Raw genomic sequence first — 25,039 nt, forward strand, 5'->3', positions numbered from 1 at the left:
CAAAGGCCGCGCGAGGGCCGGTCGTCGTCACGAGGAAGGATCGGTTGATGCCCGGGACGGCCCCGCAGGACGGGGGGGAGGTGCCGCGGCACGAGGCGGCGCGGCTCGATCTGGGTGCGGCGAGCCATGTCGGCCATGTCCGGTCGCTGAACGAGGATCGCTTCCTGGTCGCGCCCGAGAGCGGCCTGTTCGCGGTGGCGGACGGGATGGGCGGGCACGCTGCCGGCGACGTCGCGTCGAGCGCGGTCGTGCACGCCCTCGCGACGATCGCCCCCGCGCGCTCGGCCGGCGACCTCCTCGCCCGGATGAAGGCCAGCATCGCGACGGCGAATGCCGAGATCCAGACAATCGCGCAGGCTCGCGGTACCGTGGTCGGCACCACCGTGGCGGTTCTCCTGATCTTCGCGCCCCACTTCGCCTGCCTGTGGTCGGGCGACAGCCGGATCTACCGAATCCGGGACGGACGCATCGCGCAGTTGTCGCACGACCACACGGAGATCCAGTCCCTCCTCGACCGGGGGGTGCTCACGCCCGAGGAGGCCAGCGTGTGGCCGGGCCGCAACGCGGTCACCCGGGCGATCGGCGTGCAGGAGCGGCCCGAGGTCGAGCTGGTCCATGGCATGCTGGAGCCCGGCGACCTGTTCGTGCTCTGCTCGGACGGGCTGACCCAGCACGTCGCCGACCGGGAGATCCTCGACCTGTGTGCCGGCGCCGGCGCGCAGGCCGCCTGCGACGCCCTTGTGTCGCTCACCCTGACGCGCGGCGCGCGCGACAACGTCACGGTCGTGGCTCTGCGCTACCTCGGCGGACCCGCCCGGGGCGGGGTCGAGCGGGAAGGCACCGGGTCATGACCGAGGAGACGGTCTTCCTGCCGCAGCCGTCCCGCGCGTTCATCCAGCCCGGCACCCGGCTCAACGACACCTACGTGGTCCGCAGCCTGATCGCCGCCGGCGGCATGGGGGAGGTCTACAAGGGCGAGGCCCTGGGCACCGGCGACGCGGTGGCGATCAAGGTCATCAAGCCCGAGCTCGCCCGCAACACCGCGGCCCTGGCCCTGTTCCGCCGCGAGGCCTCCGCGCTCCACCACCTCAATCACGAGGCGATCGTCCGGTACTTCGTGTTCTCGGTCGATGCGAAGCTGGATCTGCCCTACCTCGCGATGGAGTTCGTCGACGGCGTGCTGCTGTCCGAGCGCCTGAAGGACGAACCCCTCGACACCCCGACCCTGTCGCTGCTGCTGCGCCGCCTCGCCGCCGGGCTCCAGGCCGCGCACGATCTCGGCATCATCCACCGCGACGTCTCGCCCGACAACGTGATCCTGCCCGGCGGCAACGTCGCCCGGGCCAAGCTGATCGACTTCGGCATCGCGCGGTCACCGAACCAGGAGGGAACGGTGATCGGCGGCGGCTTCGCCGGGAAGTACGCCTACGTCTCGCCCGAGCAACTCGGGCTCTATGGCGGCGAGGTCACGCCGAAATCGGACATCTACAGCCTCGGCCTGCTGCTGGTTCACGCCGCCCGCGGCCAGGCGATCGACATGGGCAGCACCCATCTGGAGGTGATCGAGAAGCGTCGGCGCGTGCCGGACCTCGCGGGCATCGACGAGCGCATCCGCCCCGTTCTGACGGCGATGCTGCAGCCGAACCCGAAGGATCGTCCCGCCGACATGGCGGCGGCCGCCGCCCTGCTTCCCACGGGCGAGCCGCGGCGGCGGCGCATCGGGCCGCTGCTCGCCGCGGCGGCCGGCCTGGCGACGGCGGCGATCCTCGGGGGCGCGGCGGTGCTGGTGCTGCCCCGCTCCGACCCGGCGCCGCCGCGGGTGGTCGAGGCCCCCCGCCCTGCCCCGCGCAACGATGCTGGACCCGGAACGGACCCGGGAAGGCCGCAAGAGAGGCCGCCAGAAAGGTCGCAAGGAACCCAGCAAGGAACCCAGCAGGACGACGACGTGGCCCGCCGGAAGGCGGAGTTCGAGAAGGCGGCACGCGAGAGGGCGGCGCAGCACAGGGCCGCGCTGGACGAACGGCAGGCCCTGGAGGAGCGCCAGGCCCGGGAGGAGAGGCCCGCCGTGATCCCCCTGGACGATCCGGGGCCGGATCCGGACGAACCGCACGCCCCTCCGCGCCCGGAACTGCCCCGGACCGTGACCGCGACCGCGAATGCCGATCAGGTCGAGCGCTTCGTGCGCAACTACGAGGGCGGCGACTGCTTCTTCGCGACGGCGGTCTCGGTCCATCCGCCGAACGTCGTGGTGGATGCTTTCGGGGCCCTGTCCCAGCCGTTCATGGCCTTCGACGCCGCGTTCCAGCGCGACCTCGGCGTCGACCCGCAGATCACGCTGCACCAGGTCATGGAGGCCCAATGCCCGCTGGTCGATTTCCTGGCGCGGCAATTCCCCTTGCGCGACGCCCGGGCCGCCAGCCTGACCATCACGTCGGACCTGCTGCGCAATGGTCAGGAACTGAGCGGAGTGGTCGAGGCCGGCAGCGACCGCAGTATCGAATTGCTGCTGATCTCGGATGACGGCAGGGTCAGCAATCTCGGCCGCTCCCTGCGGCGCAGCGGCGACTCAGCCCGATTCAGCGTGAAGGTCGAGGGCAACGGCACGCCGAAGCCGCAGCTGCTACTCGCTCTCACCAGCCAGAAGCCGCTCTCCAGCCTGCGGGGCGGCGGAACCGCGCGGGCGAGCCAGATCTTCCGCCTGATCGGCGACGAACTCGACCGCGACCCCAGGCCCGCCGGGATCGCCGTCAGCTACTTCAAGCTCGGAAACTGAGGGCGGTCCGGGGGGCATGCCCCCTGCCCTCGTCCCGTGCCGGAGGCCGCATCAGGGCATCCGGGTCATCAGCCGCAGCGCCTCGACGTCGAAGCGGCTGTAGGGCCGCGCGTCATAGCCGCGGCCATACCAGGGCTGCCACTGGTGGTTGGCCGCGTAGAGAACCCGCAGCTCGCGCTGCATCTGGCGGTCGCTGACCCGCTCGCAGGCCCACGGCGCGGCGCAGCGGACGTAATCGGCCTGCGCCGGCAGCGCCGTCGCCAAAGACGACGCGACGGTGGCGGCTGACAGGATCGCAGCAACACGCAGGCTCATGATCTTCCTCCAAACTGTCCTCTGGCGGCCTCGAAAGTCTTGAGGCCCCTCGTTGCCGCGATGTGGTGTCCGTGTCCGCCGATGCAAGCTTGACATGAGGAAATCTATCGCGGGATCTCCCGAGGTTCCGTGTGTCGGCGCACGCGGCTGAACCGATGCTGAACTTCGTGACTCAGTCATGGTCCGCCGAGAGGGACCGGCGCGGCCGCGGGTTCGGCGACCATCATGCGAGTCACGAGGTCGAGCGGCGGCGCATCCCGCCGTTCCGCTGGGGTCGCGCCGGCCGTCCTCGTGCCTCCGACATGCGAGAAGGGCCCGGCGCAGAGGCCGAGCCCTTCGATCCTTGAATCCGTCAGACCGAGATCATCCCCGCGGGATCACCACTGGTAGCGCACGCCCACCCGGCCGCCGCCGCCGACGAGGTCGCCGCCGATGCGGTAATCGGCCCGGACGAAGCCCGACAGGCCAGTCTTCAGGTTGAAGAAGTTCACCGAGGCCTGAACCTCGCCGCGCAGCTTGCCCTGCTCCCGCAGGCCGGTCACCCCGGTGATCCCGTTCACCGCGCCCGAGACCCCGCTCTCCGTCAGGACGGAGTAGAGGAAGCCGGTCACGCTCGGCTCGACCCGGATGTCGCCCTCGACGAACTCCGAGCCCACCCGCGCACCGATCCGGCCGCGCAGGGCGTCGCCGTCCCGCAGGGGAACCGAGGTCGCCGTGAGCGCGGCCTGCTGGTTGAAGGTGGTCGCGACGTATTCGAGACCCGCCGTCGGCTCGACGTAGACCGCGTTCTGCAGCGGGATGCGGTAGCCGACATTGGTGGTGTAGGCGTAGTTCTGCAGGCCGGTGCGCTGGAGCAGGCCGGGCGCCCGGATGTCGAGGCCGAGCAGGTCGACCTTGAACAGGTGATCCCAGAACCACGGGCCGTTCAGGTAGGTGCCGTAGACACCGACCGTGCCGCCCTCGTAGTCCTGCCGGCCAGCGGCCTGGTTGAGGCGCACCGCAGCGGTGGTGTAGCCGCCCATCACGCCGATGACGAGACCGTCATCGTCCTTGGTCAGGCGGCTGATCACCAGGTCGGCGCCGCCGAGCAGGCCGCCGCCGGATTGGCTGTAGCCGAGGTCGCGGAAGAAGGAGTTGCCGCCGAAGGAGAACGAGGTCGATCCGGTACGGCGCTCGAGGTCGCCATAGGCGCGGGCCCAGACCGCCGGACGGACGTTGCTCGGGGGCGGCTCGACCGGCTGGACCAGCTTCGGGGCGATCGGGTCCTTGGTGACCAGGGCCGCGTACTGGTTCAGGCCGGCATATTGCAGCGCCTGCGGGATCGACGGCGTGCCGGAGGCGGCGCGCTGGGCGTCGGTGCGCAGCTGGGTCATCCGGTCGAGGACGGCGGTGCCGCCCTGGAACGCGATGGTGCGCGAGGCGATGACCGCGGTCGGCGCCGAGAGCGCCACCGCGTTCGGCACCGCGGCGAGCGCGAGCGCGGTCCCTCCCTGCTCACCCTGGCCCGCGCTCGAGACCAGCTGGCCTTCGAGCGTTCCGAAGTTCCGCAGGGTGCCCAGGGTGAAGGCATTCGCCTGGGTGGTGCCTCGCACCGTCACGATCGGGCTGCTGATGCTGAACGGCGTCGCGGCGGACAGGTTCGTCACGTTGACGGTGGTCGAGCCGCTGGCGTTGCCGGTGATGACGACGCGGTCGCCGACGCCCGTCTGGGTCAGGAACTCGGTATCGATGCGGCCGTTCTGGCCGACATAGTTGCCCTGGATGGTCAGGCTGTCGCCGGCCCGGCCGTTGACGAGGCTGATCGTGCCGGCGTTGCGGAACTCGGACAGACCCGCGACCGTGGCGTTGGCGGCGCCCGTCTGCCCGGGCACGACCGAGAGGGTGCCGAGGTTGGTGAACACGCCACCGCCGCCGAGGGTGCTCGTGCCGACCGCGTTGAAGAGGCCCGTGTTGCTGACGGAGGACCCCGCGCCGAGGGCGAGCGCGCCGGTGATCGTGCCGCGGTTGTCGATCTGGGTCGCGACGCTGCTCGCGGAGGTGTCGATGGCGACCCCGGACGTTCCGACGATCGAACCGCCGGCCGCGTTGCTGATGGCCAGTGCGCTGCCGGTGCCCGGCTGCACCACCCCGGCCCTGACGCCAACGAGGCCGCTCAGGGTCCCGCTATTCGCGACGCTCAGGCTGCCGCCGTAGCTCATGAGGTTGGCCGCCAGCCCGGTGGCGGCCGTGATGGAACCGCTATTGGAGAAGGCCACACTCCCGGCCGATCCCGGCAGGCTGGCGCTCGCCGGCATGCCGCCCTGCGCGGCGACGCCGGCGGTGCCGGCGGTGATCGTGCCGGCGTTCTGGAGCACCAGCGTGCCCTGCATCGCCGCGGCCGCGATGCCGTACGCGCCGCCCGCGATCGTGCCGCTGTTGGACACCGACAGGTCGCGCTGCGCCAGGCCCGCCAGGCCCACCGCGGGGACGTCCGGCGTCCCGGTGATCGCGATGAGGTTGGCGCGGAGCGCCTGGGCCGCTTCCGGGAGGTTGTCGAGAACCGCCGGCGTGAACGGATCGGCGATCGACCCGTCATAGGTCAGCGTGCCGGTATTCGTGAGCACGCCGCCGCCCGTCGTGGCGGCCATGCCGACCCTGCCGAAGGTGATCGTACCGGCATTGGTCACGGCCGCGGCGGCCGACGTCGCCGCCATGCCGACGCCGGCCGTGATCGTGCCGCCATTCGTCAGCGTCGCGGATGCGGCCTCGCCCAGGACGCCGAACGGCGCCGTGATCGCGCCGGTATTGGTGACCCTGAGAGCGCCCGTATTGGTCTGGGCCAGGATGCCAGCCGTGCCGGCCGTGATCCTGCCGGCGGTCTCGACCGTGCCCGATCCGGTCCCGCGGCTCGAATCGATCTGGATGCCCGCCCGGTCGGCGGAGGTGATCGTGGCGCTCGCCGCGACGTTGATCGTGGTGCTCGTGCTCGGCACGGCGCCCGCCTCGGCCGCGGTCGGCATCACCAGGACGGCCGCCGCCCCCGCCGGCGCGGCGATGGTGGTGTTCTCCCGGACGGTGAGCGTGAACGGGTTGACCGGGGTGTAGAAGATGCCCTGGTTGTAGGTCTGGTTCGGGCCGCAGACCGCCGCGGTCGTGGTCGAGGCATTGTCGCCCGAAGCGCAGACATTGGCGACGAGCACGCTGCCGTTGCGGACCGGGAACAGGAACTGCCCGGGCACGCCGCTATTCGTGCTCGTGACGAGGGCGTTGGGGCCGCCGTCGATCAGCGCCCCGTTCACCAGCGAGCCCGGCAGCTCGTAGTAGGTGCCCGCGACGCCGGTACCGGCCGAGTAGCCGGCCGAGGCGGAGGTGCCGCCGAGCCCGTTGACGCCATTATTGGCATCGCCGGTCTCGAACTGGATCCGCCCGTAATTGAAGTAGACGTCGAAGTTGCCCTGGCCGGTATCGGCGCGGTTCGTCAGGAGCAGCTGGAACGTATTGGTCTTGTCGGCGCGGCTGTTGTAGTAGCCGACGGACGGCCACGTCACCCCGAACGCCGCCTGCCCCGCATAGGTGCCGTTGCCGTAGGAGGTGATGCCGCTGGCCGGATTCCGGGTGTCGATGTCGGTGAAGAAGGGCGCGATGATCGGAGCGCCACGGTAGCCAGCGCCGAGCCCGACGGGCGTGAAATTGCTGGAGGCCTGGCCGAACGTCACGTTGCCGTTGTTGTTGACGTAGACCTCGCCGTAGCTCGTCCCGAAATAGTTGACGGCGAAGGGCAGGGTCACGGCCCCGGTCGACGCGTCGTCGTTGCGGGCGAGCTGGTTCGCATCGAAACCCGACACGACGGTCTGGGCCCCGGCGATGCCGGGTGCCAATGTCAGGCTCGCGGCCGAAACACCCAGCAGCAACATCCGCTGCATCCGCCCGAGACCATGGCACCGCCGCGCGCCCGCCATGATACCTTCCGTCACCATCGCCCTCGTACTCCAGATCGGTCGGCTTGGGGCGCATGTTGCGCACAGCCACGGTTAATAAAACAGCTGATTCGCCAGTCTCGTCTGGATTCGCGCCGCGCGTGGCCAGACTGCAACAATCTCGCCAAGTTGACGAGACGCGAACGCGATCCACATAGCATGTAAGATACGCAAATAAAACATCGATGCACTCCCTGGAAAAGCGCAATACACCAGAAGAAAATGTTTTTGACCAACGAGAAATAGAGTGACATGATCGATGCGTCACCCGGCAAAGAGACGCGATGTCGTCGTGCCGGTCGGTGCCGCAGTCGTGCTGCCGCGGCCGTCTTGCCTTGATCTCTCGCTGCAGTCCTTCGCAAGGCGTGCGACGGCAGCACGCCGTCATGGGATGGGCGACGCCCCGGCCCATCCATCCCGGGCTCATCGCGTCGGGCCGGTGCCGGTCACGGTGCAGAATCGGACCGCCTGCCGCGAGGCCGTCCCGGTCCATGGTCGTCTCGCGCCGCGGCGGGCCGAATCACCCGCCCCGTCACCCATGACCGTGACGTGGTGTGAGCTTCCGCACCGGATTGGCACTTTTCGGACTTCCCGGTCGTCGAGCTCTTGCCTAGACGAGACGACAGGCGGCATTGTACCTGGGAGCCGCGGGGAGCCGTCCGTCCATACCGATGAGCACCGCTGAAACCACCGAGATCGGCGTCCTGTTCTGCGACGTTGCCGGAAGCACCCGGCTCTACCGCGAGGTCGGCGATGCCGTGGCCCTGCGGGTGGTCGATGCGTGCCTGGACCTCGCCGCCGGGGTGGTGCGGGCCGGGGGCGGTCGCCTGGTCAAGACCATCGGCGACGAGTTCATGGCGGTGTTCGACGATGTCTGCGCCACCTACGACGCGGCGATCGCGGTCCAGCGTCGCTTCGAGGAGGCGGCGCCCGGACTGGAGCACGTCGCGACCCACCGGCTGCAATTGCGCATCGGCTTCCATTTCGGCCCGGTGGTGCGCACCACCGACGATTACTTCGGGACCACGGTGAACATGGCGGCCCGGATGACCTCCCTGGCCAAGGGCGGTCAGGTCATCACCACCGGCGCCCTCGCGGATGCCCTGCCGGTGGCCCGGCGGGCCGCCACGCGCTCCCTCGTCGGGGTGCACGTCAAGGACGCGTGCGAGGACCTGCGGGTGGTGGAGGTGCTCTGGCATCTCTCGACCCACCAGACCACGGTGTTCTCGCTGATGCCCGCAGCCCCGAAGGCCGCCGCGATCCCCGAATTGCGCCTCTCCTACCGGGGCCGGCGCTGGGTCTTCGACGAGGGGAACCAGAGCGTCTCCCTCGGCCGCGAGGCCAGCAACGACATCCTGGTGGAGAACGAGCATGCCTCCCGCCGCCACGCCACGATCGAGCGCCGGGGCGACAAGTGGGTGCTCGTCGACCACAGCACGAACGGCACCTTCGTGACGTTGTTCGGTGCCGAGGAGTTCTGCATCCGGCGCGAGGAGCTTGTGCTGCGCGACGTCGGCACCCTCGGCATGGGGCAGTCGGTCGGACAGGACCGGGGGAACGGCCTCGATTACGCGCTGACGCTGGACGGAGGCGGCCCCGAGGACTGATCCACGCCGCGGAGCCAAGGCTCCCGCACCGCCGCGCTCCCCCGGCCGCGGCGGTGCGGCTTGTCCCCGCGCCCGATTCCGAGCGCAGTCTGCCGATCGGTATGGGGGCAATCCGATTGGAGCGCACCCCTCCCACACCACCTGGCATGCGGATCCGCACCGGGCGGTTCGAGGAGCCGAGGTCGGACGAGACGGGGCAGACCCTCCCTCAAGACCGCGCCCATGCTGGGCGCACACGCCAACACGGCGCCCCCCGGCCGCCTTGTCCCATCCTCGAAGACGCGTCCGGCGTCAGGCCACGATCACTCGTAGACGCAGACGTAGATCTTGCGCACCGTCTCGATCGTGCGCCAGATGCCGACGAAGCCGGGCTTCATCACGAAGCTGTCGCCGGCCCGGTAGGTCCTGGTCTCGCCGCCCGTCTCCTCGATCTCGACCAGGCCGGAGAGGATGTGGCAGAACTCGAAGGTGGTGCCCTTGATCGAGTGGGTCTCGCCCGGGGTCGCCTCCCAGATGCCGGTCTTGATCATCCCGTCGCGCGTGTCGTCCTGCGCCCAGGTCTTGAACGCGGGCGAGCCCGAGATCAGGCGCTCGGGCAGCGGCAGGGCCTCCTTGGGGGCGAAGCGGGGATCGGTGTCGATGGTGACGAGAAGGGTCATGCCGGTCTCCTGGGCAAACGGGTCGAAGGGACGCGAGGATGGGGGCTCGCGGCCGCATGCGGACCGCGCCGGTCCTCGGCTGGCCGGCGTGGCGGACGCGTCGGTGCGAATCGGATGACGGCGGGAGGGCCGGCGATGGGCCGCCTCGCCTCGAACCCGCTCGACCTTAACGGCGAAAACCCGGGGCTCCTGCCGTAAACCGGGAGGCTTCGGGCGAAAATTTCGAAAACCGCCCGATCTCCAGCGGAAATGTCGGTGCGGTCCGGGTCACCTTACGGCGAGCGGTGGCGCCGTGGCGATGCGATGCGGGCCCGAGTGCACCTCGCGAAACGCCCGCTGCACCGACGCCGCCGGACCGCGCGACGACGGCGATCGGGCGTTTCGTGAGAGACACTGAGCCCGGGTCACGCCCCGAGGCGCCGGCCGGAAGGAGAGGATGCGGTGACGACGCCCCCCAACACGATGCGGCTGAAGTCCTTCGATCTCGCCACGCAGGACATCGCCTCCGTCGACGTGGAAGCGCTCCACGCCCTGTCCCTCGGCGTCGAGTGGCCGCATCGCCCGGGCGACTGGGACGCGCTTCGCGCCCTCGGGCACGGCTTCGTCGCCCTGGACGAGATCGGCCGCGTCTTCAGCTCGGCGATGTGGTTTCCCCACGGCGAGGACTGCGCGACGATCGGCATGGTCATCACCTCGCCGCGCCTCCAGACCCATGGCGGCGGGCGCTGGATGATGGACCGCATCCTCCAGCAATGCGGCGACCGCCGGCTGATCCTGAACTCGACCCGCGCCGCCTACCGCCTCTACGTCTCGCTCGGCTTCGAGCCGCAGGCGACGGTCTACCAATGCCAGGGCTACGCCACGCCGGACGCCGCTCCCGTAGCCGGCCTCGCGGACGCGGTCGAGGCGATCGCGCCGACCGATCTCGGCGAGGTCGCCGCCCTGGACGGGGCTGCGTTCGGAGCCCCGCGGCCCCTGCTGATGGCGCATCTCGCCCCGACGGCCGAGATCCGCGGCCTCCGGCGCGACGGGCGCCTGGTGGGCTACGGCATGCGCCGTCCGTTCGGGCGCGGCGTCGTCATCGGCCCGGTCGTGGCGGAGAGCGAGGCGGAGGCCGTGACACTCGTCGCCGCCCTGCTCGCCGGCCTCGACGGCCAGTTCGTCCGCCTCGACACGCGGCAGGAGACCGGTGCGCTGCGCACCTTCCTGGAGGCGGCCGGCCTGCGCCTGTTCGACACGGTGAGGACGCTGACCCGCGGCGGAGCCCTGCCCAAGGTCGAGCCCGGGCGCCCGGGCGTCTATGGGCTGGCGGCGCACGCCCTGAGCTAGAGGGCCCGCGCCCGCCCGGGCGACGCAAGAACTCTTCGATCTCCAACTCTTCGATCTCCAACTCTTCGATCTCCGGCGAACGAGACGAACCGCTCCCCTTCCGGCGATGGGCGGACGCCGCTTCGCGCATCCTGCACACTGCTCGGGAAGCCCTTCCTCATGGACACCGCAACCCTCCCGGACTGTCGGATCGCGGCCGATCCCGTCGCCCTGGTGCCCTTGGCGCCGACGCACCTGCCCGGGGCCCTGGCGCTCTCGCAGGAGATGGCCTGGCCCTACCGGCGCGAGGATTGGGATTTCGCTCTGCAGGCCGGCCGGGGCTTCGCCCTGGAGCGCGACGGCGCGGTGATCGGCACGGCGGCCTGGTTCCCTCACGGCGAGGACCACGCCACGATCGGCATGATCATCGTCTCGGGCGCGGCGCAGGGGCGGGGCTACGGGACTCGGCTGGTGGAGGCGCTGCTCGCGGCCGCCGGACCACGAACGATCCTTCTCAATTCCACCGCGGAGGGGCGCGCGCTCTACGAGCGCTACGGCTTCACGCCGGTCGGCACCATCCGGCAGCACCAGGGCCCGTTCAGGCGACGTCGCGCGGCGTCGCCGGACCCGGGCGTGCGAGCGATGGGACCGGCGGACATCGAGGCCGTCGCGCGGCTCGACCAGGAGGCGACCGGATTCGCGCGGCGCCCGCTGCTGGAACGCCTGATCGCGGCCGGCGAGGGACACGTTCTCCTGCGGGACGGCGCGCGCCCTGCTTACGCGATCGTCCGTCCCTTCGGCCGGGGACACGTCGTCGGCCCGGTCGTCGCCGGGAGCCCGGACGAGGCGCGCCGCCTGATCGAGGCGGCGCTCACCCGCCTCGACGGCCGCTTCGTGCGGATCGACGTGCCGGACGCCGCCCAGCTCTCGCCGTGGCTGACGGAGATCGGCCTGCCGCAGGTCGGCGACGCCCTCACGATGGTGCGCGGCACTCCTCCGCCGACCGGACCGGCGCGCCTCTTCGCCCTCGCCAACCAGTCGTTCCACTAAGCCGACCGCGACGCCCCTCACCGTCGCCTCTCAGGACTCGAAACTCCCGGTGCCGCCATGAAGCTCACATCCTATTGGCTCGACACGTCGACACCGTTCGCGGGCGCCGCCGCGGGGCCGGTCGAGGGCGCTTTCGACGTTGCGGTGATCGGCGGCGGCCTGACCGGCGCCTCCGCCGCCCTGGCGCTGGCCAAGAAGGGCGCTCGCGTCGTCCTCCTGGAGGCGGACACGATCGGCGGCGCCGCCTCGGGCCGCAACGGCGGCATGTGCAACAACGGCTTCGCGCAGGATTACGGCACGCTCTCCGGCAAGCTCGGCCGGGAGGTCGCCGACCGGCTCTATCGCGCCTTCGATGCCGGCGTCGACACGGTCGAGCGGCTGGTCCGGGAAGAAGGGATCGATTGCAGCTTCGCCCGCGTCGGCAAGATTAAGCTCGCGGCCAAGCCCGAACACTACGACAAGCTGGCGCGCAGCCAGGAGCTGCTCGCCGCCACCGTCGATCCCGACACCGAGATGGTGCGCCTGGCCGACCTGCCCGGCGAGATCGGGTCCGCGCGCTATTACGGCGGCCTGGTCTATCGCAAGAGCGCCGCCCTGCATGTCGGGCGCTTCGTCCGGGGCCTCGCCGAGGCCGCCGCGCGCCGCGGCGTCGCGGTCCACGAGCGCACCCCGATGACGAGCCTCAAGGCCGCCCCCGGTGGGGGCCACCTCGTCGGCACGCCGCGCGGCACGGTACGGGCCAAACAGGTGCTGCTCGCCAGCGGCACCTCGCAGGCCGGCCCGCTCGGCTGGGTGCGCCGGCGCATCGTGCCGGTCGGCGCCTTCCTGATCGCCACCGAGCCGCTGCCGGTCGAGACGCTGGACCGGCTGACCCCGCGCCGCCGCAACTCGGTCGATACCAAGAACCTCGTCAACTACTTCCGCACCACGCCCGACAACCGGCTGCTCTTCGGCGGCCGCGCCCGCTTCGCGGTCTCCAACCCGGCCTCGGACGAGAAGAGCGGCGAGATCCTGCGCGCCGCCCTGCACGACGTCTTCCCCGAGCTGACCGACATCCGCATCGACTATTGCTGGGGCGGCATGGTCGACATGACCCGCGACCGCCTCCCCCGGGCGGGCGAGCGCGACGGCATCTACTACTCGATGGGCTACAGCGGCCACGGCACGCAGATGTCGACCCTGATGGGCACGATCATGGCCGAGGTCATGGACGGGCGCGCCGAGCTGAACCCCTGGGGGTCCTTCGCCTGGCCGGCGATTCCGGGCCATTTCGGCCCGCCCTGGTTCCTGCCGCTGGTCGGCGCCTATTACCGCCTCAAGGACCGCTTCCAATGACCGATCCCATCCGGCACCTGACGGAGGCCGGCCGCCTCGGCCGCTTCTACAGCGACGGGGCGTGGCGCGATCCGGCGGCCGCGGAGCGCATCGGCGTCGTCGACCCGGCGCGCGAGGCGGTGATCGCCGAGATCGCGCTCTGCGGCGGGCCGGAAGTCGAGCACGCAGTCGCGGCCGCCCGGCGCGCCTTCCCGGCCTGGTCGCGCACGCAGCCCGCCGAGCGCGCGGCGCTGCTCGACCGCGTCCACGGGCTCGTGCTGGACCGGCTGGAGCTGTTCGCCCGGGCGCTAACGGCTGAGATGGGCGCCCCCATCACCTACGCGCGCCGCGCCCAGGTGCCGCTCGCCGCCGAGCACATCCGGGTCGCCCGCGACCTGCTCGCGACATATCCCTTCCTGTCGCAGCGCGGCACCACCGCCATCGCCCGCGAGGCGATCGGCGTCTGCGGGCTCATCACGCCCTGGAACTGGCCGCTCTACCAGATCACCGCCAAGGTCGGCCCGGCGCTCGCGGCGGGCTGCACGGTGGTGCTGAAGCCGAGCGAGCTGTCGCCCTTGAGCGCGCTCCTGTTCGCCGAGGTGATGGACGAGGCCGGCTGCCCGGCGGGCGTGTTCAACCTCGTCAACGGCACCGGGCCGGTGGTCGGCGAGGCGCTGGCCACGCATCCCGAGGTCGACATGATCTCGATCACCGGCTCGACCCGGGCCGGCGTGCTGGTGGCGCAGGCCGCGGCCCCCACCGTCAAGCGCGTGGCGCAGGAGCTCGGCGGCAAGTCGCCCAACGTCGTGCTGCCGGATGCCGATCTCGCCCGCTGTATCCCGCTGGGCGTCGCCGCGGCGATGCGCAACCTCGGCCAGTCCTGCAGCGCGCCGACCCGGATGCTGGTGCCCCGCGCGCACCTCGCCGAGGTCGAGGCCCTGGCGAAGACAGCCGTTGCCGGGTTCGTGGTCGGCGCGCCGCTGCGCGAGGAGACGACCCACGGGGCGATCGCCAACCGGGCGCAGTTCGACCGCATCCAGACGATGATCCGGATCGGCATCGAGGAGGGCGCCAGGCTCGTCGCCGGGGGCCCGGGGCGGCCAGAGGGCCTGACGACCGGCCTCTTCGCCCGCCCGACCGTCTTCTCCGAGGTGCGCCGCGACATGACGATCGCCCAGGAGGAGATCTTCGGGCCGGTCCTGGCGATCCTGCCCTACGACAGCGTCGAGGAGGCGGTGGAGATCGCCAACGACACGATCTACGGCCTCGGCGCCCACGTGCAGGGCACCGACCTGGAGCAGGTGCGGGCGGTGGCCCGGCAGATCCGCGCCGGCCAGGTCCACCTCAACGCGCCGGACTGGGACCCGACCGCGCCGTTCGGCGGCTACAAGCGCTCGGGCAACGGCCGGGAATACGGCCGCGAGGGCCTGGAGGAGTACCTGGAGACCAAGTCGATCCTCGGCTTCTACCGGTGAGGCGCGGGATCTCCTCGCGGGCATGGAAGAGGGGAGCCCGCACGCGATCTGCCCGTACGCGATCTTCAGCGGACTTACCCCGAATAGCCCCATGACCCGCCGAGAGGAGCGCCGTCGCGCCGTGGGCGCGGCGAGCCTCCGCGTGTATGGGGTGGCGTCATGCACACGCTTCTGCTCAAGCTCGGCCTCCGGTTCGACGACCCGCATGACGAGAAGCGGTTCGTCCGGCAATTCACCCTCGACGATCTCGGCCGCACGCAGGCCGCGATGGTGCTCGGCGCCTTCGTCTACTGCTCCTTCTCGGCCATGGACTGGATCCTCAGCCCGGACGCCTGGGCGGTGGCGACCGCGATCCGGCTCGGCGTCGCCCTCCTGGTCCTGCTGCCGGCGACGCTCCTGCTCACCCGGCCGGGCGCCCGCCCCTTCGCGGAGCGGATCTACCTCGTCTACTGCGTCGTGCCGGGCTGCATGCTCAGCGTGATCTACGTCTTCCTGCGCCCGAGCTTCGACCACGGCGCCGCCGGCATGATCGTGGTGATCCTGTTCGTGTCCACGCTGCTGCCCCTGCGGGTGCCCTCCTTCGCGATCTTCGCCGTCCTGACCTGGACCTGCTTCGCCCTGTTCGAGACGATCGCCACGCACGACAATCCCGGCCTGACGCTGGTGAACAACGCCGAGATCGGCGCGGCCTACGCGCTCTCGCTCTACGGGGTCGGCGCCCGGGAATTCCGCGCCCGACGCCAGTTCCGCACCACGCAGGACCTCCAGGTCGAGACGGAGCGCTCGGAGGCCGCGTTGGCCGAGCTGCGTGCAGCGCAGGCGCACCTGGTCCAGGCCGAGAAGCTCGCGGCTCTGGGCCAGTTGGTGGCGGGGGTCGCGCACGAGATCAACACGCCGATCGGCCTCGCGCTCACCACTTCGACGGCGTTCGACCACCACCTCGGGGAGTTGCGCCGCAGCGTCGCCGCGGGACAGATCAGCCGGTCGCAGCTGACGCGAAGCGTCGAGCAGCTCAGCGAGGGGACGCGGCTGATCTTCTCCAACCTGACCCGGGCCGCTGACCTGGTCCAGAATTTCAAGCAGGTCGCGGTCGACCAGGCGATCGAGGACCGGCGCCGTTTCGACGTGCGCGACTGGCTCGTCGAGCTGATGAGCACGCTCGGGCCCCTGCTGCGGCGCAAGGGCCACGAGGTGCGGCTCGCCTGCGCCGAGGGGATCGTGCTCGATTCCTATCCGGGGGCGCTCGCGCAGGTCGTCAGCAACCTGGCGCTGAACGCCGTCCTCCACGCCTATCCCGACGGCCGCACCGGCACGCTCGCGATCGACGTGACCCGGCTCGACGAGGCGCGGATCCGGATCGTGTTCCGCGACGACGGCCGGGGCATTCCGGAGGAGAACCGCTTACGGATCTTCGATCCGTTCTTCACCACGCGGCGCGACAAGGGCAGCACGGGCTTGGGGCTGCACATCGTCTACAACCTCGTCACCTCGACCCTGCAGGGCCGGATCGAGCTGGAGAGCGGCGAGGAGCAGGGGACTGCCGTCACGATCGAGCTGCCCGTGGCGGTGGCATAGCGTCCGGCCTCCGAGGCTGGAACCGACTTTCCGGCGACGCGGGAACGGCCGCCTTCATCCCACGCTCACTGGATATTTTTGGAAACGATCGGTTTCGATCGTTTCTGTTTCCATCCGGAAACACCGCAGACATACTCCCCCCATCGAAACAGCGCCGCACCGGCCGCCACGATGGAGACGACCATGACGAAGCCGTACAACCGCCTCGACCTCGACCAGGCCGTCGTCCTGCTCGTCGATCATCAGGCCGGCCTGATGTCGCTGGTGCGCGACTTCGACCCCGACCGCTTCAAGAACAACGTCCTGGCGGTGGCCGACCTCGCCGCCTACTTCAAGCTTCCCACCATCCTCACCACCAGCTTCGAAGACGGGCCGAACGGCCCGATCATGCCGGAGCTGAAGGCCAAGTTCCCGGACGCGCCCTTCATCGCCCGGCCCGGCCAGATCAACGCCTGGGACAACCCCGATTTCGTCGCCGCCGTGAAGGCGACGGGCCGCAAGCAGCTGATCATCGCCGGCGTCGTCACCGAGGTCTGCGTCGCCTTCGTCGCCCTGTCGGCCATCGCGGAGGGCTACGAGGTGTTCGCCGTCACCGACGCCTCCGGCACCTTCAACCCGGTGGTGCGCGACGGCGCCTGGAACCGGATGTCGGCGGCCGGCGTGCAGCTGGTGAACTGGTTCGCGGTCGCCTGCGAGCTGCACCGCGACTGGCGCCGGGACGTCGAGGGGCTGGCGACGCTGCTCGGCGACCACATCCCGGATTACCGCAACCTGATGACGAGCTACGGCGCGCTCCGGGGCACGAGTCCGAACGCGAAATCCGGCGCCTGAGCCTATCGCGACGCGCCATGACGGTGCGGGAATTTCGTGACAGACACGGCCTCGTGCGCCGGTCCGCCCTCCCCCGTCCGGGATGGCGGACCGGCATCGGTCACGGGCTCCCGGCATGGCGAAGATCGTCGCTCTCCACTACTTCGCGGTCGTCACCCGCTGCACGTCGCTGCGCGATGCCGCCACCCAGCTCGACATCCATCCCAACGTGCTGGCGCGGCACATCTCGCAGCTCGAATACTACATGGATGCGCCGCTGCTCGAGCGCGGGCCGCTCGGCATCCGGCTGACCGCGGCGGGCGAACTGCTCGCCGCCAAGCTCGACCGGACGATCAACGAGCTCGACCACGTCGTGCGGCTGATCGACGACCTGAAGGGCCTGCGCGGCGGCCTCGTCGGCGTCCACGCCGCCGAGGGCGTCGCCTCGGCGATCCTGGTGCCGGTGCTCTCCGCCTTCGCAGCCCGCCACCCGCATGTCCGCGCCCGGTTGCGCACCGGGACCGCGAAGGACGCGGTGCGGGCGATCGAGGACGCCTCCTGCGACCTCGCCCTCACCTTCTTCGCCCCGGCCTCCGACGCGATCGCGGTGGTCAAGCGGGTGCGGCTGCCGCAATTCATCATCGCGCCGCCGGACCACCCGGTGACGAAGTCCGGCGGCGCGGCCTGCGCGGCGCTCGAGGGCTATCGCTGGGTGCTGCCGGGCCCAGAATTCGGCGTGCGTACCTTCATCGACCGGGCGGCGGCGGAGGCCGGCTGCCGGATCGTGCCGACCTTCGAGGCCGCCTCCCTCGACCTTCAGCGCACGCTCATCGTGCAGGCCGGCGCCCTCGCGGTGCTGCCGCGCGCCGCCTTCGCCGACGAGATCGCCGCCGGCACGATGGCGGCGGTGCCCTTCCCCGACACGATGCCGGTCGAGACCTCCCTCGACCTCTGCGTCCCGGCCGACCGCCAGCCGAGCTTCGCCGCCGAGCGCCTGCGTCGGGAGCTGGAGGCCGCGCTGCTTCACGTCAGAGCCTGACGGGACGGGGAGTGCCACGAAAAGCGGTGCACCCCTCGCATGATTTCGTCGTAGTCAGCCCCGCTGCCCTCCCGCATCCTGCATCGGTCTGCGGCGGCATGGTCGCGTCAAGACCTGCGCGGCCCCACCTCTGCTGTCCCGACACTTGAAGTGAGCCGAATTCTTCGGCGCAACCGACTGGCTTCGGCTTCAGCCGGGGAGCTGGTCTGTCGATTGCATACCCGGCCCCGCGGGCACCTTGAGCCCGCACCCTGATGGCATCGCCGCCCGGACGGCGAGACTGCGAGGAGACAACTTGATGGCGTTCCGTCGGTCCGTTCTCGGCCTCGTCGCCGCAACCGCGGCCCTGCTCGCCCCCGGAATCGCGCCGGCGCAGACGCTCAAGGCGGTGATGCATTCGGACGTCAAGATCGTCGATCCGATCTGGACCACCGCCTACATCGTCCGCAACCACGGCTACATGATCTACGACACGCTGTTCGCGCTCGACGGACAGGGCGAGGTCAAGCCGCAGATGGTCGACACCTATACGATGTCGCCGGACAACCTGGCCTACACGTTCACCCTGCGCGACGGCCTCAAGTGGCACGACGGCAAGCCGGTCACGGCGGAGGATTGCGTCGCCTCGATCAAGCGCTGGGGTGCCCGCGATTCGCTCGGCCAGAAGCTGATGACCTTCGTCGAGGGCATGAGCACCGACGACGCGAAGCGCTTCACCGTGAAGCTGAAATCGCCGACCGGGCTCCTGCTGTTCGGCCTCGCCAAGCCGTCCTCGAACGTGCCGTTCATGATGCCGAAGCGGGTCGCCGAGACCGACCCGAACCAGCAGATCTCGGACTTCACCGGCTCCGGCCCCTTCGTGATGAAGACCGACGAGTGGAAGCCCGGCGACAGGATCGTCTACACCAAGTTCAAGGACTACAAGCCGCGGCCTGAGCCGGCCTCGGGGCTGGCCGGCGGCAAGGTGGTCAAGGTCGACCGGGTCGAGTGGCTGGCGATCTCGGACCAGCAGCAGGCGGTGAACGCGCTGCTGGCCGGCGAGATCGACCTGATCGAGCAGCCGGCCTACGACCTGATCCCGCTGCTCAAGAGTGATTCGAGCGTCAAGCTCGTCGATTACAACCCGCTCGGCCTGCAATACGCGATGCGGCCGAACCACCTGATCAAGCCTTTCGACAACCCGAAGGTGCGTCAGGCCCTGACCTACGCCCTCAACCAGACCGACTTCCTCCAGGCGGTGGTGGGCGATCCCGACTACTACAAGACCTGCAAGGCCCTGTTCGTCTGCGGCTCGCCGCTCGCCACCGACAAGGGGATGGACGGGCTGCTCGAGTCGAACTTCGCCAAGTCGAAGCAATTGCTGAAGGAGGCGGGCTATGACGGCACGCCGATCGTCCTCCTGCACTCGACCGATCTGCAGACCCTGACCAATCTCGGCCCTGTCGCCAAGCAGCTCCTCGAGAAGGGCGGCTTCAAGGTCGATATGCAGTCGTCCGACTGGCAGACCGTGGTGTCGCGGCGGGTGCGCAAGGATCCGGCCGACAAGGGGGGTTGGAATCTGATGAACACCTCCTGGGTCTCGGCCGACATCCTGAACCCGGTGATGTCGAGCTTCATGAACATGAGCTGCGACAAGGCCCCGTTCGGCTGGCCCTGCGATGCCGAGATGGAGAAGCTGCGCGACGACTTCGCCCGCGAGGTCGACCCGGCCAAGCAGAAGGCGCTCGCGGAAGCCGTGCAGATGCGCTGGCGCGAAGTGGTGCCCTACGTCCATCTCGGCCAGTTCTACATCCCGATCGCCGCGCGCAAGAATGTCACCGGCATCCTGACCGCCGCGGCGCCGGTGTTCTGGAACGTCGAGAAGACGAAGTAGGCCGCGGGCCATGCTCGGCTACGTCCTGCGGCGGCTCCTCGCCGCCATCCCGGTCCTGGCGATCGTCGCGGTGCTGGTCTTCCTGATGCTGCGGCTCACCCCCGGCGACCCGGCGGCGGTGATCGCCGGAGACAACGCCTCGAGCGAGCAGATCGCCCAGGTCCGCAGCAAGCTCGGCCTCGACCAGCCGCTGCCGGCGCAGTTCGCGATCTGGATCGGCAACTTGGCGACGGGCAATCTCGGCGAGTCGTTCTTCTTCAAGAAGAGCATCGGCGAGCTGATCCTCGGGCGGATCGAGCCGACCCTGTCGCTCGCGGCCGCCACGATGCTGATCGCGGTCTGTCTGGCGATCCCGCTCGGGGTCGTGGCGGCCTACCGCCACGGCTCCTGGCTCGACCGGATCGTGATGGGCGTCTCGGTGCTCGGCTTCTCGGTGCCGGTCTTCGTGATCGGCTACCTCCTGATCTACATCTTCGCGATCACGCTCGGCTGGTTCCCGGTCCAGGGCTACCAGCCGCTCTCCGGGGGCCTCGGTGGCTACCTGCACCGGCTGGTCCTGCCCTCGCTGACCCTGTCGGTCGTCTACATCGCGCTCATCGCCCGGATGACCCGGGCGAGCGTGCTGGAGGTGCTGAACGAGGATTACATCCGCACCGCCCGGGCCAAGGGCCAGGTCGAGCGCAAGATCCTCTTCCGCCACGCGCTGAAGAACGCCGCGGTGCCGATCGTCACCGTGGTCGGCATCGGCATCGCGCTGCTGATCGGCGGCGTGGTGGTGACCGAGAGCGTCTTCGCGATTCCCGGCCTCGGCCGCCTTACCGTCGATGCGGTGCTGGCCCGCGACTATCCGACGATCCAGGCGCTGATCCTCATGTTCTCGGGCGTCTACGTCCTCATCAACCTCCTGATCGACCTGACCTACAGCCTGTTCGACCCGAGGATTCGTCATTGAGTGCCGAGCCGACCCTGCTGGCGCCCGCCGTCGCGGCGCCCCTGCCCCTGGGAAGGACGCTCGCCGCCCGCCTCCTGCGCAACCCCGTCGTGGCCCTGGGCGCCGGCTTCCTGCTGCTGATGGCGCTGGTCGGCGCCCTCGCGCCGGTCCTCGGCACCCTGGATCCGACCGCGATCAACCCGGCCACCCGCAACCGCCCGCCAGGCTTCGAGCGCACGATCCGGGCCGAGGACGGCACGACCACGACCTACCGCCACCGGATGGGCACCGACAGCCTCGGGCGCGACGTCTACAGCCGGGTGCTCTACGGCGCCCGGATCTCGCTCCTGATCGCCGTGTCGGTGGCGGCCCTGTCGCTCGCCATCGGCCTCCTGCTCGGGCTGGTGGCCGGGTACATCCGCCCCCTCGACGGGCCGATCATGCGGCTGATGGACGGGCTGATGGCGATTCCCGGCATCCTGCTCGCCATCGCGGTGGTGTCGCTGTTCCGGGCCGGGCTCCCGGCGGTCATCGCGGCAATCGTGGTGCCGGAGATCCCCCGGGTGGTGCGGCTGGTGCGCTCGATCGTGCTCTCGGTGCGGGAGGAGCCCTATGTCGAGGCCGCGATCATGGCCGGCACCCGCCTCCCGCTGCTGATGGCGCGCCACATCCTGCCCAACACCGTCGCGCCGCTGATCGTGCAGGGCACCTTCATCGCCGCCTCGGCGATCCTGGTCGAGGCCGTCCTGTCCTTCCTGGGCATCGGCATCCCGCCGGAGACGCCGAGCTGGGGCAACATCATGGCGGAGGGCCGCAACCTGTTCCGGGTCTACCCCCACAACATCCTGTATCCGGGGATCTTCCTCGGCCTGACGGTGCTCGCCGTGAACATGCTGGGCGACGGCCTGCGCGACACCCTCGATCCGAAGATGACCGGCCGATGAGCGACGCCACCGCCCCCGTCCTCGAAGTCGAGAACCTCGCCATCGCGCTCCCGGGCGGCGGCGACCGGCTTCGCGCCGTCGACGGCGTCTCCTTCGCGGTCGCCCCCGGCGAGATCGTCTGCGTCGTCGGCGAATCCGGCTCGGGCAAGTCGGTCACCGCCTTCTCGGTGATGGGGCTCCTCGCGAAGGTGCTGAAGCCGGTCGCCGGGTCGATCCGGCTGCTCGGCGAGGACATCCTGACGGCGAGCCCGCAGCGCCTGCGGGCGCTTCGCGGCGACCGGATGGCGATGATCTTCCAGGAGCCGATGACGGCGCTGAACCCGGTGCTGACCGTCGGCGACCAGATCGAGGAGGTCCTGCGCATCCACACCGACCTCGGGCCCAAGGAGCGCCGCGCCAAGGTGCTGGCGATGCTGGAGGCCATGCATCTGCCCGACCCCGAGCGGATGCACGCCTCCTACCCGCACCAGCTCTCCGGCGGCCAGCGCCAGCGGGTGATGATCGCCGCGGCCCTGATCCTCGACCCGGCCCTGCTCATCGCCGACGAGCCGACGACGGCGCTCGACGTCACCACGCAGGCCCAGATCCTGAAGCTCATCCGCGAGATGCAGGAGCGCCGAGGCACCGGCGTCCTGTTCATCACCCACGATTTCGGGGTGGTGGCCGAGATCGCCGACCGGGTGGTGGTGATGCAGCGCGGCCGCATCGTCGAGCAGGGGCCGGCGGCTCAGGTACTCGGCAACCCGGAGCACCCCTACACCAAGATGCTGATCGCCGCGGTGCCGACGATGACGCCCGCCCGGCGGCCTCCGGTGACCGGAGCGCTGGCGCTCGAGACCGCGGGCCTCGCCAAGACCTATCGCAGCGGCGGTCTGTTCAAGAAGGCGAGAGAGGTCCACGCCGCCGCCGACGTGGCAATCAGGATCCATCGCGGCGAGACGGTCGGCATCGTCGGCGAATCGGGCTCGGGCAAGTCCACGGTCGCGCGCTGCATCGCCCGGCTGATCGCCCCGAGCGCGGGGCAGATCATGGTCGGCGATCGGGACATCGCCCGCCTGCCCGAGCGCCGGCTCCGGCCGCTGCGCCGGACGATCCAGGTGGTGTTCCAGGACCCGTTCCGCTCCCTCAACCCGCGCCGCACCGTCGGCAACTCGATCATCGAGGGGCCGGTGAATTTCGGCGCCACGCCGGAGGCCGCGACGGCGCGGGCCCGCGAGCTGATGGGCCTCGTCGGCCTCGATCCGTCTGCACTCGCCCGCTACCCGCACCAGTTCTCCGGCGGCCAGCGCCAGCGCATCGCCCTCGCCCGGGCGCTCGCAATGGAGCCCGAGATCCTGATCGCCGACGAGGCGGTCTCGGCCCTCGACGTCTCGGTGCAGCGCCAGGTGCTGGCCCTGCTCGACGACGTGCAGCGGCGCTTCGACCTCGCCATCCTGTTCATCACCCACGATCTGCGGGTGGCGGCGCAGATCTGCGACCGGCTGATCGTGATGCAGCGCGGCCGGATCGTCGAGCAGGGCCCGACGGCGGAGGTCTTCGCCCGGCCGGATGCTGCCTACACGCGCGCCTTGATCGAGGCGGCGCCGGGACGTGAGTTCGGGCGGGGGGCGGGCCAAGTTCAGGAAGCGGCTTCCGCCTGATGAAAGCCAATACAGATGAATCGCGGGATCCCCTCTCCCACATGGGAGAGGGGAACGCGCATTGTCTTGAATCAGTATCTGTAATCACAGCAGGACCAGTACGATGACCCTCGCCATGACTTGGGAGGAATGGGCGCAGCACGATGCCTGCGCGCTCGCCGCGCGGGTGCGCGCCGGGGAGGTGACGGCGGCCGAGCTCGCCGCCCAGGCGGCGGCCGGGGTGGCGCTGACGAATCCGGCGACGAGCGCCGTGATCGAGCTGTTCGATGACGCGATCGCGGATCCGGCCCGGGACGGCACCAACCTCGACGGTGCCTTCGCGGGCGTGCCGTTCCTGATGAAGGACCTCGGGCCGACCCTGAAGGGTCGGTTGCAGGAGATGGGCTCGCTCCTGATGCGCGGCAACCGCGCCGACAGCGACAGCCATCTCACGGGCAAGATGCGGCAAGCCGGGCTCAACCTCGTCGGCCGCACCACCACGCCGGAATTCGGCGTGTGCAGCTCGGCCGAGAACCCGGCGGTCTACGTCACCCGCAATCCCTGGAACCTCGACTACACCACCTGCGGCTCCTCGGCCGGCTCGGCGGCCGCGGTGGCGTCGGGCGTGGTGCCGATGGCGCATAGTACCGATGGCGGCGGCTCGATCCGCATCCCGGCGGGCGTGAACGGCAATCTCGGGCTCAAACCCTCCCGCGGCGTGTTCTCGATCGCGCCCTACGGGTCCGACCTCACCAGCATCGTGTCGATCCAGGGCTGCCAGTCGCGGACCGTGCGCGACACCGCCACCTTCGTCGACGTGTGCCGCGGCGGGGCACCCGGCGAGTTCATGCCGTACTGGACCGCCCCCGAACCCTACGCGACGCTGATCGGGCGCGACCCGGGCTCCTTGCGCATCGCGCTGTCGCACGAATGGGGCGAGTATCGCGCCGTGCCCCACCACGTCGCCGAGCTGGAGCGGATCGGGCGCTTCCTCGAGGGCCTCGGCCATCACGTCGACTGGGCCCTGCCGGACGTCGACCTGCCCGCCGCCTTCCGGGCCCAGACCACCTGCTACATCACCAACTTCGCCCAGACCATCAACGGGCTGATCGCCGCCAAGGGTCTCGAGCGGCCGCCCGAGGACCTCATCGAGCCGATGAACATCCGGATCTGGGAGGCGGGACGTCACGCGACCTATACCGAGCGCGCGGCGATGCAGGCGGCGTTCAACACCACCGCCCGCGGCTTCGGCGCCTTCTTCGCGGAGTGGGACATCATCCTGACGCCGATCACCGCCCTGCCGACGCCGCGCGTCGGCACGACCGAGTACCTGACGATCAGCGACAACCCGTCGGTCCATGGCTGGTTCGAGAACCTGTGGCGCAACTTCGCCTACACGCCGCTCGCCAACCTGTGCGGCATCCCGGCGCTCTCGATGCCGCTGGCGTGGAACGAGCACGGCCTGCCGCTCGGCATCCAGGCCCAGGCGCGCCAGGGCCAGGACGGCCTGCTGCTGCAGCTCGCCGCGCAGGTAGAGAGGGCGATCGGGGGGAAGTGGAACGATGGTCGGCGGCCGGGGGTGCATGTGACGGCGGCCTGAGGTCCGGGAGAGTCCATTCGACGGGCTCGACAGGGTTGGCACGCTTCATGTCAGTCCGGGCCGCGGAAGCGGAGCCCGGAATCCAGCACTGCATGAGGTGCACGATGAATCCGATCGCGTCGGTTCCGGATCCCGGGATCTCGCCCTCGGCAAGCTCCGGGATGACGCGGAGAGCATGAGGTGCGCCGGTT

Annotated in this window: 18 protein-coding genes; 15 read left to right on the top strand and 3 right to left on the bottom strand. The window is 70.3% G+C overall.

All coding sequences use genetic code 11. From position 1 onward, the window contains the following. Positions 1-47 precede the first annotated feature (47 nt). Together MFF64_RS12650 and MFF64_RS12655 are read left to right on the top strand one after the other, a co-directional pair. Positions 48-851, top strand: a complete 804-nt coding sequence (locus MFF64_RS12650; RefSeq protein ID WP_238191037.1) for a PP2C family protein-serine/threonine phosphatase — start codon at positions 48-50, stop codon at positions 849-851. Continuing rightward, positions 848-2,773 carry a serine/threonine-protein kinase gene (locus MFF64_RS12655; protein WP_238191039.1) on the top strand — a complete coding sequence of 642 codons (1,926 nt, stop codon included), beginning with the start codon at positions 848-850 and terminating at the stop codon, positions 2,771-2,773. Before MFF64_RS12650 ends, MFF64_RS12655 begins: the two co-directional genes overlap by 4 nt. 51 nt (positions 2,774-2,824) lie before the next feature. Here the strand turns inward: MFF64_RS12655 and MFF64_RS12660 are convergent, their stop codons facing one another. Together MFF64_RS12660 and MFF64_RS12665 are read right to left on the bottom strand one after the other, a co-directional pair. Then, positions 2,825-3,088 carry a hypothetical protein gene (locus tag MFF64_RS12660; protein ID WP_238191042.1) on the bottom strand — a complete coding sequence of 88 codons (264 nt, stop codon included), beginning with the start codon at positions 3,086-3,088 and terminating at the stop codon, positions 2,825-2,827. Between the two features lie 377 nt (positions 3,089-3,465). Further along, positions 3,466-6,981 (bottom strand): nidogen-like domain-containing protein, encoded by a 3,516-nt coding sequence (locus MFF64_RS12665; RefSeq protein ID WP_238191044.1) that lies wholly within the window; start codon positions 6,979-6,981, stop codon positions 3,466-3,468. A gap of 734 nt (positions 6,982-7,715) precedes the next feature. On the opposite strand from MFF64_RS12665, the gene MFF64_RS12670 reads away from it, so the two are divergent. After that, positions 7,716-8,651 carry an adenylate/guanylate cyclase domain-containing protein gene (locus MFF64_RS12670; protein WP_238191047.1) on the top strand — a complete coding sequence of 312 codons (936 nt, stop codon included), beginning with the start codon at positions 7,716-7,718 and terminating at the stop codon, positions 8,649-8,651. 302 nt (positions 8,652-8,953) lie between these two features. On the opposite strand, the gene MFF64_RS12675 is transcribed toward MFF64_RS12670, so the two are convergent. After that, complete coding sequence (locus MFF64_RS12675; RefSeq protein WP_099899760.1) at positions 8,954-9,310, bottom strand: cupin domain-containing protein; 357 nt, start codon at positions 9,308-9,310, stop codon at positions 8,954-8,956. A gap of 441 nt (positions 9,311-9,751) precedes the next feature. Here MFF64_RS12675 and MFF64_RS12680 point away from each other — a divergent pair, with 441 nt between their 5' ends. From MFF64_RS12680 to MFF64_RS12735, 12 genes are all read left to right on the top strand, one after another. Then, positions 9,752-10,639, top strand: a complete 888-nt coding sequence (locus MFF64_RS12680; RefSeq protein ID WP_309296447.1) for a GNAT family N-acetyltransferase — start codon at positions 9,752-9,754, stop codon at positions 10,637-10,639. A 159-nt stretch (positions 10,640-10,798) separates the two neighbouring features. Continuing rightward, entirely contained in the window at positions 10,799-11,668 is an 870-nt protein-coding gene (locus tag MFF64_RS12685) for a GNAT family N-acetyltransferase (protein ID WP_099899764.1), read from the top strand. 57 nt (positions 11,669-11,725) lie between these two features. After that, on the top strand, positions 11,726-13,003 hold the full coding sequence (locus tag MFF64_RS12690) for an NAD(P)/FAD-dependent oxidoreductase (RefSeq protein ID WP_238191049.1): 1,278 nt from the start codon (positions 11,726-11,728) through the stop codon (positions 13,001-13,003). Then, positions 13,000-14,457 (top strand): aldehyde dehydrogenase family protein, encoded by a 1,458-nt coding sequence (locus tag MFF64_RS12695; protein WP_099899766.1) that lies wholly within the window; start codon positions 13,000-13,002, stop codon positions 14,455-14,457. Before MFF64_RS12690 ends, MFF64_RS12695 begins: the two co-directional genes overlap by 4 nt. A 159-nt stretch (positions 14,458-14,616) precedes the next feature. Then, entirely contained in the window at positions 14,617-16,032 is a 1,416-nt protein-coding gene (locus MFF64_RS12700; RefSeq protein WP_099899768.1) for a sensor histidine kinase, read from the top strand. 183 nt (positions 16,033-16,215) lie between these two features. After that, positions 16,216-16,863 (top strand): isochorismate family cysteine hydrolase YcaC, encoded by a 648-nt coding sequence (ycaC, locus tag MFF64_RS12705; protein WP_099899770.1) that lies wholly within the window; start codon positions 16,216-16,218, stop codon positions 16,861-16,863. 115 nt (positions 16,864-16,978) lie between these two features. After that, the gene (locus MFF64_RS12710) at positions 16,979-17,881 is read left to right on the top strand and encodes a LysR family transcriptional regulator (RefSeq protein WP_238191051.1); all 903 of its coding nucleotides are present in this window, start codon (positions 16,979-16,981) and stop codon (positions 17,879-17,881) included. 298 nt (positions 17,882-18,179) lie between these two features. Then, a complete protein-coding gene (locus tag MFF64_RS12715) occupies positions 18,180-19,754 on the top strand; it encodes an ABC transporter substrate-binding protein (RefSeq protein WP_099902802.1) in 1,575 nt (524 codons plus the stop codon). 10 nt (positions 19,755-19,764) lie between these two features. Continuing rightward, positions 19,765-20,706: an ABC transporter permease gene (locus MFF64_RS12720; RefSeq protein ID WP_238191053.1), complete on the top strand. Its 942-nt coding sequence runs from the start codon at positions 19,765-19,767 to the stop codon at positions 20,704-20,706. After that, complete coding sequence (locus MFF64_RS12725) at positions 20,703-21,629, top strand: ABC transporter permease (protein WP_238191056.1); 927 nt, start codon at positions 20,703-20,705, stop codon at positions 21,627-21,629. The genes MFF64_RS12720 and MFF64_RS12725 overlap by 4 nt, the downstream gene beginning before the upstream one ends. Then, the gene (locus MFF64_RS12730) at positions 21,626-23,269 is read left to right on the top strand and encodes an ABC transporter ATP-binding protein (RefSeq protein WP_099908004.1); all 1,644 of its coding nucleotides are present in this window, start codon (positions 21,626-21,628) and stop codon (positions 23,267-23,269) included. The genes MFF64_RS12725 and MFF64_RS12730 overlap by 4 nt, the downstream gene beginning before the upstream one ends. Positions 23,270-23,372: 103 nt before the next feature. Next, positions 23,373-24,848, top strand: a complete 1,476-nt coding sequence (locus tag MFF64_RS12735) for an amidase (protein WP_099908002.1) — start codon at positions 23,373-23,375, stop codon at positions 24,846-24,848. Positions 24,849-25,039: the final 191 nt, after the last annotated feature.

Origin of the sequence: Methylobacterium frigidaeris, from assembly GCF_022179185.1 — a bacterium.
In the GTDB taxonomy this organism is placed as follows: Bacteria; Pseudomonadota; Alphaproteobacteria; order Rhizobiales; family Beijerinckiaceae; genus Methylobacterium; species Methylobacterium frigidaeris.

What these genes read in the sequence shown, in the direction of transcription:
- MFF64_RS12660 (WP_238191042.1), bottom strand. Translation starts at nt 3,088, where the DNA reads ATGAGCCTGCGTGTTGCTGCGATCCTGTCAGCCGCCACCGTCGCGTCG.
- MFF64_RS12735 (WP_099908002.1), top strand. Translation starts at nt 23,373, where the DNA reads ATGACCCTCGCCATGACTTGGGAGGAATGGGCGCAGCACGATGCCTGC.
- MFF64_RS12675 (WP_099899760.1), bottom strand. Translation starts at nt 9,310, where the DNA reads ATGACCCTTCTCGTCACCATCGACACCGATCCCCGCTTCGCCCCCAAG.
- MFF64_RS12720 (WP_238191053.1), top strand. Translation starts at nt 19,765, where the DNA reads ATGCTCGGCTACGTCCTGCGGCGGCTCCTCGCCGCCATCCCGGTCCTG.
- MFF64_RS12695 (WP_099899766.1), top strand. Translation starts at nt 13,000, where the DNA reads ATGACCGATCCCATCCGGCACCTGACGGAGGCCGGCCGCCTCGGCCGC.
- MFF64_RS12715 (WP_099902802.1), top strand. Translation starts at nt 18,180, where the DNA reads ATGGCGTTCCGTCGGTCCGTTCTCGGCCTCGTCGCCGCAACCGCGGCC.
- ycaC (WP_099899770.1), top strand. Translation starts at nt 16,216, where the DNA reads ATGACGAAGCCGTACAACCGCCTCGACCTCGACCAGGCCGTCGTCCTG.
- MFF64_RS12700 (WP_099899768.1), top strand. Translation starts at nt 14,617, where the DNA reads ATGCACACGCTTCTGCTCAAGCTCGGCCTCCGGTTCGACGACCCGCAT.
- MFF64_RS12670 (WP_238191047.1), top strand. Translation starts at nt 7,716, where the DNA reads ATGAGCACCGCTGAAACCACCGAGATCGGCGTCCTGTTCTGCGACGTT.
- MFF64_RS12655 (WP_238191039.1), top strand. Translation starts at nt 848, where the DNA reads ATGACCGAGGAGACGGTCTTCCTGCCGCAGCCGTCCCGCGCGTTCATC.
- MFF64_RS12685 (WP_099899764.1), top strand. Translation starts at nt 10,799, where the DNA reads ATGGACACCGCAACCCTCCCGGACTGTCGGATCGCGGCCGATCCCGTC.
- MFF64_RS12690 (WP_238191049.1), top strand. Translation starts at nt 11,726, where the DNA reads ATGAAGCTCACATCCTATTGGCTCGACACGTCGACACCGTTCGCGGGC.
- MFF64_RS12650 (WP_238191037.1), top strand. Translation starts at nt 48, where the DNA reads ATGCCCGGGACGGCCCCGCAGGACGGGGGGGAGGTGCCGCGGCACGAG.
- MFF64_RS12730 (WP_099908004.1), top strand. Translation starts at nt 21,626, where the DNA reads ATGAGCGACGCCACCGCCCCCGTCCTCGAAGTCGAGAACCTCGCCATC.
- MFF64_RS12665 (WP_238191044.1), bottom strand. Translation starts at nt 6,981, where the DNA reads ATGTTGCTGCTGGGTGTTTCGGCCGCGAGCCTGACATTGGCACCCGGC.
- MFF64_RS12710 (WP_238191051.1), top strand. Translation starts at nt 16,979, where the DNA reads ATGGCGAAGATCGTCGCTCTCCACTACTTCGCGGTCGTCACCCGCTGC.